The 12,018-nt window shown below is 67.6% G+C and carries 12 protein-coding genes; 6 read left to right on the top strand and 6 right to left on the bottom strand.

The window, feature by feature from the left end:
• Positions 1–61: 61 nt before the first annotated feature.
• From CEK29_RS16195 to CEK29_RS16185, 3 genes are all read right to left on the bottom strand, one after another.
• Positions 62–703, bottom strand: coding sequence for a response regulator transcription factor (locus CEK29_RS16195; protein WP_255176172.1), 642 nt, complete (start codon positions 701–703; stop codon positions 62–64).
• A gap of 237 nt (positions 704–940) precedes the next feature.
• Positions 941–1,405 carry a hypothetical protein gene (locus tag CEK29_RS16190; RefSeq protein ID WP_141218353.1) on the bottom strand — a complete coding sequence of 155 codons (465 nt, stop codon included), beginning with the start codon at positions 1,403–1,405 and terminating at the stop codon, positions 941–943.
• Positions 1,406–1,557: 152 nt separating this feature from the next.
• On the bottom strand, positions 1,558–2,415 hold the full coding sequence (locus CEK29_RS16185; RefSeq protein WP_094858685.1) for a DMT family transporter: 858 nt from the start codon (positions 2,413–2,415) through the stop codon (positions 1,558–1,560).
• Positions 2,416–2,449: 34 nt separating this feature from the next.
• Here CEK29_RS16185 and CEK29_RS16180 point away from each other — a divergent pair, with 34 nt between their 5' ends.
• Positions 2,450–3,394: a DMT family transporter gene (locus tag CEK29_RS16180; protein ID WP_094802109.1), complete on the top strand. Its 945-nt coding sequence runs from the start codon at positions 2,450–2,452 to the stop codon at positions 3,392–3,394.
• A gap of 73 nt (positions 3,395–3,467) precedes the next feature.
• On the top strand, positions 3,468–4,457 hold the full coding sequence (locus CEK29_RS16175; RefSeq protein WP_094802105.1) for a quinone oxidoreductase family protein: 990 nt from the start codon (positions 3,468–3,470) through the stop codon (positions 4,455–4,457).
• A 115-nt stretch (positions 4,458–4,572) separates the two neighbouring features.
• Here CEK29_RS16175 and htpX read toward each other — a convergent pair whose 3' ends face one another.
• Positions 4,573–5,454, bottom strand: coding sequence for a protease HtpX (htpX, locus tag CEK29_RS16170; protein ID WP_094802103.1), 882 nt, complete (start codon positions 5,452–5,454; stop codon positions 4,573–4,575).
• Positions 5,455–5,658: 204 nt separating this feature from the next.
• Here htpX and CEK29_RS16165 point away from each other — a divergent pair, with 204 nt between their 5' ends.
• The gene (locus tag CEK29_RS16165) at positions 5,659–6,513 is read left to right on the top strand and encodes a DMT family transporter (protein WP_094802101.1); all 855 of its coding nucleotides are present in this window, start codon (positions 5,659–5,661) and stop codon (positions 6,511–6,513) included.
• A gap of 54 nt (positions 6,514–6,567) precedes the next feature.
• Positions 6,568–7,416: a sulfurtransferase gene (locus CEK29_RS16160; RefSeq protein ID WP_094858684.1), complete on the top strand. Its 849-nt coding sequence runs from the start codon at positions 6,568–6,570 to the stop codon at positions 7,414–7,416.
• 51 nt (positions 7,417–7,467) lie between these two features.
• Here the strand turns inward: CEK29_RS16160 and CEK29_RS16155 are convergent, their stop codons facing one another.
• Both CEK29_RS16155 and CEK29_RS16150 read right to left on the bottom strand, forming a co-directional pair.
• On the bottom strand, positions 7,468–8,037 hold the full coding sequence (locus CEK29_RS16155; protein ID WP_094858683.1) for a phosphonate degradation HD-domain oxygenase: 570 nt from the start codon (positions 8,035–8,037) through the stop codon (positions 7,468–7,470).
• Positions 8,038–8,061: 24 nt separating this feature from the next.
• Positions 8,062–8,976: a LysR family transcriptional regulator gene (locus tag CEK29_RS16150; protein ID WP_094858682.1), complete on the bottom strand. Its 915-nt coding sequence runs from the start codon at positions 8,974–8,976 to the stop codon at positions 8,062–8,064.
• A gap of 166 nt (positions 8,977–9,142) precedes the next feature.
• Between CEK29_RS16150 and CEK29_RS16145 the strand changes: the two genes are divergently transcribed.
• Both CEK29_RS16145 and CEK29_RS16140 read left to right on the top strand, forming a co-directional pair.
• Positions 9,143–10,240, top strand: coding sequence for a putative 2-aminoethylphosphonate ABC transporter ATP-binding protein (locus CEK29_RS16145; protein ID WP_094858681.1), 1,098 nt, complete (start codon positions 9,143–9,145; stop codon positions 10,238–10,240).
• Between the two features lie 7 nt (positions 10,241–10,247).
• Complete coding sequence (locus CEK29_RS16140; RefSeq protein WP_094858680.1) at positions 10,248–11,996, top strand: putative 2-aminoethylphosphonate ABC transporter permease subunit; 1,749 nt, start codon at positions 10,248–10,250, stop codon at positions 11,994–11,996.
• The last annotated feature ends 22 nt before the right edge of the window (positions 11,997–12,018 follow it).

Below are 12,018 nucleotides of genomic sequence, written 5' to 3'. Positions count from 1 at the left end.
TCTCGAGGGCTTGCATGGCCCGCAGCGGCGAACTGCGAGACGACGAAAGATAGCGCTCCATTTAGACGATGCCCGTGTCGGCCGCGTAGCGGATCAGGTCGGCGTTGTTGTTGACGTTGAGTTTGCGCATGGCCGAGCGCTTCTGGGTGGCGACGGTGGTGATCGCCCGGTTGAGCTGGCGCGCGATGTCGGTCAGGGAGTGCCCTTGCGCGAAGAGTCGGACAACCTCGCTCTCTTTCTGGGACAACTGCTGAACGGTGGCGATTTGCGACGGCGCGACGTAATGGCCCAGCCGCATCGCGACCCGAGGGCTCAGCACCGGCGGCTTTGCGCCGGACATCACGCTCTTGCAGATCTGGGCCAGGATCTGGCTCGGCTCGTCCTTGCCGACGATGCCGTGTACCCCGGCCGTGATCATGCTTTTGAGGATGCCGCCGTTGGGCACGGTGGTCGAAACCACGATTGGGATCGAGGGGTGCTTGCGCCGAAGCAGGCCGATGAGACGGATGCCATCGAGATTGCTGGTCGATGCTTCTTCAAAGGGAGGCATGACGAAGTCGGTGACGATCAGATCGCAAGGGGTGGCCTGCAGGGTGTGCAGCAGCTCTTCGCCGGAGTTTGCAGATGCCACGACGGTGAAGTCGCCGTCGGCGGAGAGCATTTGCGAAATCGCGATCTGAACGAGCGGATGATCGTCCGCCACGACGACGCGACAAGAGGAAGTGCGACCTGGAAACATATTTTTCTTTGTCTGGTACCGGAGTGTGTGAGGAGGCCAGGCGCTAGGGGACGGATGCTCTCTGTCGGTTTTACTATAGGAATCCTTCGGGGATAACGACGAATATCACAGAGACATGTCGCCCCCAGGGAATACCCTGAAGCAGGGCGGTTGGGGGAGCGGTGAAAGACGCCCCGGCGCGTGCGCCGGGGTGGGGTTATCTCAAGGTAAGGCATGCACGTGGTCGAGGTCGGAGGCGTGATGCCGATGAAGCGCCGCCCAGGGCGCCAGCGCGAGGGCGATCGCGACCAGCACGCACGCGCCGTAGAAGACCTTGCTCGACCAGTGGAGCGCGCCGAGGTCGACGGGGGTGATGCACGAAGGAAGCAGCCAGAGCGCGACCAGCCCCGCATAGAAGATGGTGACCAGGAGGGCGAGCGCCGCGGGCATCCACGCGACCACGCGCTCGACCGTGCGGCTGGCCGGGGCATGGTCGGTGCTGGGGGTGGGCTCGCTCCGGGCGAACAACCTGCTGCGCCGGGACGCGGGCGCGAGCCAGGCGCGCGCAGGCCGGCGCGGATGCGGCCGATGCGGCAGATTGGCGAATGCGCTTCGGCCGGTGGGGGCGGGCGTCAGTGCAGACGAATGGGCGAGGGGCGATGTGGACCTGGGATCGAGCGTAGACATGGTGACTTCACCTTGGTTACTACACTCAGGCTATCGATCGTCAGGATTCGGAAATATAGAAAAAGTGCGATTCGTGGCCGCCCTGGCGTGCTGAGGTGGCGGAAATTTCGTCGAGATCGGTCGTTATTTCGTTATTTCGGCTGCCGCCTGCGTCAGTGGGCGGGTTTGCGCAAGCCCGACCAGACGATGGCCGCCACGATGAGGGCGGCGCCGGCCAGCATGCGGGCGGTGGGCTCCTGGGCGAACAGGACCCAGGCGAACCCGATGGCGTAGACCGGCTCGAGCGCGATCACCAGGCCGGCGCTGCGGGCGTTGAGCTTGGTGAGGCTCGACACGAACAAATAATGTGAAAGGCCCGTGCAGAACACGCCCAGCAGCGCGATCCAGAGCCAGTCCATGGCGGCCAGCGCCGGCAGTTGACCGACCGCGAACGGCAGGACGATCAGCGCGACGATGGCGTTCTGCCAGCCCGCCACCTGCATGGCGTCCATGCCGGCGGCCGCGCGCCGGTTGGTCAGGGCCAGCAGGGCGAACGAGAGCCCGGAGGCGAGGCCCCACAGCAGCCCCACCGTGCCCTGGTCGGCGAAATCGAACGACGGCGTCACGAGCACCAGGCCCAGGGTGACCAGGGCCAGCACCGCCCACTCGGCGGCACGAACTTTTTCGCGGAAGACCAGACCTTCGAACAGCGTGATGAACGCCGGGAAGCTGGCAAAACCCAGCGTGGCGATGGCGATGCCGCCCACCTTGACCGAGATGAAGAACGTGACCCAGTGGCCGGCGAGCAGGGCGCCCGCGATCACGAGCACGAAAATCTGGGCCGGCGTCAGCACGCCGAGCATCGAGCGGCGCTGGATCCGCGCGAAGACGCCCAGCGAGAGCACCGCGAAGATCGCCCGGCCCGCCGTGATCACGGCCGCGCTGGCCTGAATCAACTCACCGAAAACGCCGGTCAAGCCGAAAAGGACGGCGGCGGCATGGATGTAAAGCAGGGCACGTTGGCGAGTCATGGGAGTGCGTCGGGGGACAAACTAAAATCATCGCATGAATCCACTTCAAGAGCATTTGCAGGGCTCGCGCCAGGCCCAGATGGTGGCCGGCTATGCCATGGCGGGCCTCGGTGCCATTTTGTTCTCGGCCAAGGCCATCGTCGTCAAGTTCACCTACCGCTACGGGATCGATGCGGTCACGCTGATTGCCTTCCGGATGCTGTTCGCGATGCCTTTCTTTGCCGCCGTGGCCTGGTGGCAGGCCCGCCGTGCGGCCCGCGGCGAGATTCCCGTGCTGACGGGCCGCGAGCGGGTGCAGCTGATACTTCTCGGACTGTTGGGGTATTACCTGTCGAGCTTCCTGGATTTTCTGGGGCTGCGCTACGTGTCCGCCGGGCTCGAGCGACTGATCCTGTTCCTCTCTCCTTCGCTCGTGGTCCTGCTGTCGGCATGGTGGTTCAAGCGCGGCGTGTCGCGGCAGCAGGCCTGGGCCATGGTCCTGTCTTACGCCGGCGTGGTGCTGGTTTTCGCCCACGACGTGGGGCAGAGCGCCGGATCCGAGGTGCTGTTGGGGTCTTTGTTCGTTTTCGGCTCCGCGCTCAGCTATTCTGTCTATCTGATCTGCTCCGGCGAGCTGGTCAAGCGCGTGGGCGCGACCCGTCTGGTGGCCTACGCCATGCTGGTGTCCTGTGTGGCCTGCGTGATCCAGTTCTTCCTGGTGCATCCGCCCGAGGTGCTGCTGCAGCCGGCCGGTGTTTATGGTTATTCCCTGATCCACGCCACCCTCAACACGGTGGTGCCGGTGTTCATGCTGATGTGGGCGGTCGCGCTGATCGGCGCGCCGACCGCGTCGCTGCTGGGGATGATGGGCCCGGTTTCGGTGCTGTTTCTGGCGGCATGGTTCCTCGACGAGCCGATCACCGCCTGGCAGCTGGCCGGCACGGCGCTGGTGCTGGGCGGCGTGCTCGTTCTGACCAGCCGGCGGCGTGCCCCCGGGTAGCCGGGGCGGCTTTGCGCCGGTGCTTCGAATTCGTTTGTTTCCTTTTCATCGTCATTTCCGCAAGGAGGCCCGCATGGCCAGCAAGCTCGTCAAGGCAGTCCGCATCGAACAGCACGGCGGTCCCGAAGTCCTGAAAGTGGTCGAGGTCGAAGTGCCGCCGCCCGCGGCCAATGAAGTCACGATCGCCCAGCATGCCGCGGGCCTCAACTTCATCGATATCTACTACCGCACGGGCCTGTACCCGCATCCGCTGCCGCACGGTCTGGGCTTCGAGGCCGCCGGCGTGGTCGAGGCGGTGGGCGCCGACGTCAAGCATTTGAAGGTGGGCGATCGCGTGGCGTACGGCCAGAGCCCGCTGGGCGCCTACGCCCAGGCGCGCAACGTGCCCGCCGCCCAGGTCGTGAAGCTGCCCAAGAGCGTGAGCTTCGACGACGCGGCCGCCCTGATGCTCAAGGGCCTCACGGTGCAGTACCTGTTCCGCCAGACCTACCGCCTGCAGGGCGGCGAAACCATTCTGTTCCATGCGGCCGCCGGCGGCGTGGGCCTGATTGCCTGCCAATGGGCGCGTGCCCTGGGCGTGAAGCTGATCGGCACGGTGTCGAGCCCCGAAAAGGCGGCCCTGGCCCGCGAGAACGGCGCCTGGGAGACCATCGACTATTCGCGTGAAAACGTGGCCGAGCGCGTGCTCGAGCTCACCGGTGGCAAGAAAGTCCCGGTGGTCTACGACGGCGTGGGCAAGGACACCTGGGAAACCTCGCTCGACTGCCTGGAGCCGCGCGGTCTGATGGTGAGCTTCGGCAACGCCTCCGGTCCGGTCACCGGCGTGAACGTCGGCATCCTGAACCAGAAGGGCTGCCTCTACCTGACCCGTCCGTCGCTGGGTGTGCATGTGAACACCCCCGAGAAGCTCAAGGCCGCCGCCGACGAGCTGTTCGGCCTGGTCAGCAAGAAGCAGATCAAGGTGCGCATCGACCAGCGCTACAGCCTCGAACAGGCCGGCGACGCGCAGGCCGCCCTGGCGTCGCGCAAGACCACCGGCGCAACGATCCTCACGCTCGACTGAGCGGCGCGGCTTCGGCCGGGCAAGAAAAAACCCGCGAAGGTCTGACCTTCGCGGGTTTTTTTGCGCTTGCCGCGGCTGCGGCGCGGGGGGCGTCGAGCCCCCCGGACGCGGTCGATCAGCTGGCGCGGCCGTTTTGCAGGGCGGCGATGCGCGACATGATCGGCGGGTGCGAGGCGAACAGCGCCGAGACCGCGCCACGGCCTGAAATGCCGGCAGCCTGGAAGGACTTGGGCAGATCGCCCGGCTCCAGACCGCCCAGACGGGCCAGCGCGTTGATCATCGGCTCACGCGCGCCCAGCAGCTGAGCCGAACCGGCGTCGGCACGGTACTCGCGCTGGCGCGAGAACCAGGCCACGATGATGGAGGCCAGGATGCCGAACACGATTTCACAGACGATCACGGTGATGTAGTAGCCGGGGCCGATGCCGCGTTCGGTGCGGAAGATGGCCTTGTCGACGAAGTAACCGACGATGCGCGCGAAGAACACGACGAAGGTGTTGACCACGCCCTGGATCAGGGTGAGGGTGACCATGTCGCCGTTGGCGATGTGCGCCACTTCGTGGCCCAGCACGGCGGTGACTTCTTCTTCGCTCATGCTTTCGAGCAGGCCGGTCGAGACGGCCACGAGCGAGTCGTTTTTAAACGCGCCGGTCGCGAACGCGTTGGGCGCGCCTTCGTAGATCGCGACTTCGGGGCGGCCGATGCCGGCCCGGTCGGCCAGCTGATGCACGGTGTCGACCAGCCAGGCTTCGCGCTGACTGCGCGGGGCGTTGGGGTCGATGACCTCCGCGCCCGTGCTGCGCTTGGCCAGCCATTTGCTCATCAGCAGCGAAATGAACGATCCGCCGAAGCCGATGACGAGCGAGAACACCAGCAGTGCGTTGAGGTTCAGGCCGTTGGCCGTGATGAACCGGTCGACGCCCAGGATGCGCAGCGTTGCCGACAGCACGAGCATGACGGCAAAGTTGGTAAGCAAAAACAGGAAGATACGCTTCATGCTTGATTGATTCCCTATGCGAGGGGTGGCGTGGACGTTCCGGACCCCGATCCGGACGGCGCGTCACCCGCTCCGTTTGTTTATGGTCCCCCGTTCGACCGTACGGCGAGCGTACGGTTCCCCGGAATGCCGGCGGGGTTTTACGGGGGGAGTATAGTATCGCTTTCCCCATCTTTACCCCTTTTCTCGAGCGGCAGCCCCCCCATGCAGGCACTTTGGATGTTAGTGGCGTCGGCCATGTTCGCCGTCATGGGGTCTTTCGTGAAGCTGGGTACCGAGCACGGGGCGTCCTTGCCCCAGATCGTGCTGTTTCGCGGTCTGCCCTCGGTGATCCTGTTGCTGCTGTGGGCGCGCGCCGCGCGCCAGTCCATCGTCCCCACCAGCTGGAAGCTGCACCTCTGGCGCAATGTGTCGGGGGTGTCGTCGATGTGGCTGGGGTTCTTCGCCATCGCCCATCTGCCGCTGGCCACCGCCACCAGCCTCAACTACACCGCGCCGCTGTTCATCGCCTGTTGGATGCTGGGGTGGGGCGGCACGCAACGGGATCCCGTTCGTATCGCCTCCGTCGCGCTGGGCTTCCTCGGGGTGATCACGGTGTTGCGGCCCAGCATCACCGATGACCAGTGGCTCGCCGCGTTGCTGGGCCTGTGCGCCGGCGCGATGTCGGCCGTCGCCATGTTGCAGATCCGCCAGCTCGGCCGTATCGGCGAGCCCGAGTGGCGCACGGTGCTGTTCTTCTCTGTCGGGGTGTGCCTGAGCAGCGCGATCGGCCTGCTCCTCGAAGGGTGGGGCCGGGCCGATCTGGAGGGTTACCTGGCGCTGCTGGGCGTGGGGGCGGCGGGACTTTTCGGCCAGCTCGCCATGACCCGCGCGTTCGGGCACGGCTCGGCGCTGCTGACGGCGGCGCTGCAATACACCACCATCATTTTTGCCGCACTCATCGGAATGGGCGTGTGGAACGATCACCTCGACACACTGGCCTGGATGGGCATGGGCCTGATCATTCTCGCGGGCCTGCTTTCGGTGTGGCGTACCATGCGGGATCCGGCCGGCGCCTGAGCGACGCCCACGGCGCGATCGTCCGGCCCGCCCGTTACTAGAAGGAAGCTTTCGATGTCCCAGACGCTGATTTCCGTTGCCGATCTCGCCGCCCGGCTGGGCGAGCCCGACGTGCGCGTGTTCGACGTGCGCCATGACCTGATGGACCATGCCGCCGGCCGCCGCGCCTTCGACGCGGCCCACATTCCCGGCGCGATCTACCTGGACCACGAAAAGGAGCTGGCCGCGCCCCGGACGGGCAAGAACGGCCGTCATCCTCTGCCCGAGCGCGCCGCGCTGGCCGGCCTGATGGCGGCGCACGGCGTGACGCCGCGCACGCTGGTCGTCGCGTACGACGCGAGCGGTGGCATGTATGCCGCCCACCTGTGGTGGATGCTGCGCTGGATGGGTCACGACCGCGTCGTCGTGCTCGACGGTGGCTGGCAGGCCTGGCAGGAGGCCGGGCAGCCCGAGGCGACGGGCCCGCAGGCCGCGGTGGCGCCGCAGCAGGGCGTGACCCCCGCGCCGTCGCTGGCGCCGACGGTCGATGCCGACGCCGTGCTGGCCAATATCGACGCGCCCGCGTTCACGGTGATCGATGCCCGCGCCGCCAACCGCTACCGCGGCGAAGTCGAGCCGATGGACCCGGTCGCGGGTCACATTCCCGGCGCACTGAACCGCCCCAACGGCGAAAACCTCGCCGCCGATGGCCGCTTCAAGCCCGCCGATCAACTGCGCGATGAGTTCACCCGCCTGCTCGACGGCCGCGCGCCGGAGACGATCGTGCACCAGTGTGGCTCGGGCATCACCGCCTGCCACAACCTGCTGTCGATGGAAATCGCCGGCCTCGCCGGCTCGCGGCTGTATCCGGGCTCCTGGAGCGAATGGTGCAGCGATCCGGCGCGTCCGGTCGCCAAGGGTTGAGCGCCGCGCCGGGCGCGGTCCCCAAGCTTGAACCCTGCGCCCGGCGGCGCGTCAGCTCACCGCCACGAGGCGGGCGCGTTTGCTGATGCTCTCGGCCAGCTCCAGAAAGTGCACCAGCGATCCGGTGACCATGCCGGGCGACTTGGCCTGGTCGTCCCAGCGGCGCAGCTTGATCGCGTCGGGGGCGCCCGGTAGCGAGGCGAAGTCGAGCGCCTGACCGGCCTCGAAGGCGCCGCCCTGCAACCGCAGGCTGCGGCGCGAGTCGTCGGACAGCATCATCGCGTAGCCGGGCTCGACATAGCAGAGATACCGCTTGGCCTCGACGTGCAGGCGGATCGGCTCGAGCACCTGCGCGTCGAACAGACCGCGCAGGAAGGGCAGCACGAAATACTGATGCTTGTCGTCCACGCCACGCAGCGTGGGTGTGTCGGGATCGTCGGCGATCAGGTGGCCCAGATCGTGCAGCAGGCAGGCCGTGATCAAGGCCGCCGGAGCGCCGTTCTGCTCGGCCAGCGTCGCGGTCTGGAGGGCATGCTTCAGATGGCTGACCGGTTCGCCGTCGTAGGAGCGATGGCCGCGTTCCAGAAAAATGTGTTCGATGTCGTAGAGCGAGAGGGGCATGATGGACTCCGGGGGCCGGGCCGCTCAGGGCGCGGCGGGCGCTTCGGTGGGCGGCGCGTCGAGGGCGCTCGGGGGCTCGGCGGCCAGGGGCGCCAGCTCGAGAAATCGCGCGATCAGTTGCACCGGTTGGCGCTCGCGCAGGCAATAGAGGTATTCGTGCATCAGGATGCGGGCATCGGCCAGCGCCAGCGCGGCGAGCTGAGGATGGGCCGGCACTTCGCGCGCCGGGATCAGGCTCAGCCCGAGATTGCACAGCACGGCCTGTCGGATCGATTCGCGGCTGCCGATTTCCAGCACGCGGGCGGGTGAGACGGCCGCATCGGCCAGGGCCTGCTCGGTGAGCTGGCGTGTCATCGAGCCGGGTTCGCGCAGCAGGAGGGTGTAAGGCGCGAGGTCCGCCAGGCGCACCTCGCCGCGGGCGGCCAGCGCGTGTTCGCGATGCACCACCACGCGCAGCGGATCCGCCGCGATCATGCGGCGGTACAGATGCTTGTCGTCGAGCGCATACGACGAGGTCGCCACGTCGATGCGGTACTCGTGCAAGGCCTGCAGCATGCTCTGCGAGTTGCCGATGCTGAGATTGAGCTCCACGCCGGGGTAGCGCTGGTTGTACTGGCGCACCGTCTCCATGATGTAGAAGGGGCCCGTGGCGCCCACCCGCAACTGGCCCTCGCGCAGCTCGCTGGCGTCGCGCAGGCGGAACTCGATCTCGCTTTCCTGTTGCACCAGCCGTTCGACCAGCGGCATCAGGCGGTGGCCCGCGTCCGACAGCCGCAGGCCGCGGCCCTGGCGGTGGAACAGTTCGATCCCATAGCGCGATTCCAGCTGGCGCAGTTGCCCCGTGACGGTCGGCTGGCTCACCCCGAGCTGGGCGGCCGCGCGCGTCACGGTGCCGCAGCGAGCCACGGCATAGAAGGATTTGAGTTCGGCGACGAGCAAGGAGGACGGCACGCCGGCGGCGTGTCCAGAAGGAGCAGGATCGCCAGTACACCAAAATAATTTGATGTTTTTATTACTGCATTTGCGCGAACTGTCATGGACGCTCAATGCGCCCTCCCGATACTGACCGCCAGGCACGAGGCCTGAGACGAGAACGGGAGGGGAAATGATCCACGGCAACGACACTTTTCTGTCGGTGCGCAATCTGGTGAAGCGCTACGGCGCTCACACCGCGCTGGCAGATGTGTCCCTGGATATTCGGGCGGGCGAACTGGTCTGCCTGCTCGGCCCCTCGGGCTGCGGCAAGACCACGCTGCTGCGCGCCATTGCCGGGCTGGATCCGCAGGACAGCGGCGCCATCGTGCTGTCGGGCCGCGATATCTCCCGGGCGGCGCCGGCCGAGCGCGACTACGGCATTCTGTTCCAGTCGTACGCGCTCTTTCCCAACCTGACCGTCGCGCAGAACGTGGCCTATGGGCTGAGCGGGCGGCGCGGCGAGCGCCAGCGCGTGGCGGCCCGCGTCGCCGAAATGCTGGATCTGGTCGGGCTCGCGGGCTCCGCGCACAAATTTCCCGGGCAACTGTCGGGCGGGCAGCAGCAGCGCGTGGCGCTGGCGCGGGCGCTGGCCCCGTCGCCGTCGCTGTTGTTGCTCGACGAGCCCATGTCGGCGCTCGACGCCCGCGTGCGCACCCATCTGCGTGCCGAGCTGCGCGCGCTGCAGCGCCGGCTGGCGATCACGACCCTGATGGTGACGCACGACCAGGAAGAGGCCATGGAAATGGCCGACCGGATCGCCGTGATGAATGGCGGCCGGATCGAGCAGTACGGCACCCCGCGGTCGCTCTACCGCAGCCCGGCCACGGCCTTCATCGCCGATTTCGTCGGCGAGGCGAACTGGCTGTCCTACGAAGGGGCTGACGGCGATTCCGTACGCGTCGGGCGGCAGACGCTGCAGCTCGATGCGGCGGCGCCCGCCGCGCGGGGCCGGCTGTTCGTGCGTCCCGAGGCCATTCGCCTGAGTGCCGCGTCCGAGGCCGGCCAGGCCGGCGGCTCGGCGCCGGCGCCGAACACCTTCCTGGCTCAGGTCGAGGATGGCGTTTTTCTGGGTAGCCATTACCGCGTCGCGCTGCGCATCGATGGCATGCCGGGGCACACCCTGCGTGCGGTGGTGTCGCCGCAGGCGGGCGATGGCCTGCTCGACCAACATGCTGCCGGCCGTTGCTGGGTGGAGCTGCCGCGTCATGCGCTACGTCCCTACGCTTGAGGCCCCGATGCCTCTGAACGAGGTCGACGCGGGCCGGTCCGCCGCCGCCGTTCCCGCCTTATCGCAATCGATCGCGCGCCGGCCGCTGCCCGGGGGCCTGGGCCGGAGTGCATTGCTGGCCGGGCAGGGCGCGTACGCGCTCGCGCTGATCGTGTTTCTCGCGCTGCCGCTCGCGGCCGTGCTGATGAATGCCGCGGCCGGCGGCGCCGGCGGACGCGCGCTGCTCCGCGACATCGTGCTACAGGCCGACTTTCTTGCCATGGTGGGGCGCAGCCTGGCCGTGGGGCTGACGACGCTGGCGATCGTGGTGCCGTGCGCCTACTGCTTTGCCTATGGTCTGACCCGCACCCGGCTGCCCGGCAAAGGGCTCTGGCGCGTGCTGGCCCTGTTGCCGCTGCTCGCGCCATCGCTGTTGCCCGGCATCGCCCTGATTTATCTGTTCGGCAATCAGGGGTTGTTCAAGGACCTGCTGGGTGGCGCGACCATCTACGGCTTCTGGGGCATCGTCGCGGGAGAAGCCTTCTACACCTTCCCGCACGCGCTGATGATCCTCGTGACCGGACTGACGCTGGCGGATGGCCGCCTGTACGACGCGGCGCGCGCCATGGGCGCCGGGCCGTTGCGCACGTTCCTGACGGTGACGCTGCCCGGCACGCGCTACGCGGTGTTCTCGGCGTGCTGCCTGGTCTTCACGCTCACGGTCACGGACTTCGGCGTGCCGAAGGTGGTCGGGGGCGACTACAACGTGCTGGCGATCGAGGCCTACAAGGCGGTCGTGGGCCAGCAGAACTTCGCGCGCGGCGCGGCGATCGGGCTGATGCTGCTGATTCCCGCCGTGCTGACCTTCCTGCTCGATCGCCATCTGCGTACGCGTCAGGGGGCCGGCCTGAGCGGCCGGGCGCAGCGATACGCGCCGGGACCGCATGCGGTGCGGGACGCAAGCTTTCTGCTTGCCAGTGCCGTGATCGCGGGGGCGCTGCTTCTGCTGGTGGGGGTGGCGGTATGGGCCTCGTTCATCAAGATGTGGCCGTACAACCTCTCGCTGTCGCTGCGCTCTTACGACTTCGACAATATGGATGGCGGCGGCTGGCTCGCCTGGCGCAACAGCCTGCAGCTCGCGGCCTCGACCGCGCTGATCGGCACGGCCGTGGTGTTCTGCGGCGCGTGGATGATGGAAAAGCTGCCCGCACGCGGCGCGGCGCGGGGTCTGCGCGGCGTGGTCAGCCTGCTCGCGCTCACGCCGATGGCGGTGCCGGGCCTGGTGCTCGGCCTGGGCTATATCTTTTTCTTCAACAGCCCGTCCAATCCGCTCAACGGTTGGTACGGCGGCATGGCGCTGCTGGTGGCCTGCACCGTCGTGCATTTCTATACCAGCGCGCACCTCACGGCGGTGACGGCGCTGGGGGCGCTCGACCCGGAGTTCGAGTCGGCGTCGGCCGCCCTCAAGGTGCCCGCCTTCGTGACGTTCTGGCGCGTGACGCTGCCCCTGTGTCTGCCCGCGGTGCTGGCCACCGCCCGCTATCTGTTCGTGTCCGCCATGACGACCGTCTCGGCCGTGGTGTTTCTGTACAGCCCCTCGACCGTGCTGTCGGCCGTGGCGGTGCTCAACATGGACGACGCCGGCTCGATCGGCCCGGCGGCCGCGATGTGCACGGTGATCATGGCCACGTCCGCCACCGTCGCGTTGCTCCTGCACGCCGCCAGCCACGCGCTGGTGCGCCGGACGCAGGCCTGGCGCCTCGCGCCGCGCGACTGAGCCCCCGTGTCTCTTTTCTTTC

It is taken from the genome of Bordetella genomosp. 5 (assembly GCF_002261475.1).
Lineage (GTDB): Bacteria > Pseudomonadota > Gammaproteobacteria > Burkholderiales > Burkholderiaceae_B > Bordetella.
Note: the sequence above shows the minus strand (reverse complement) of the source record. Positions and strands in the feature narration are given on the sequence as shown.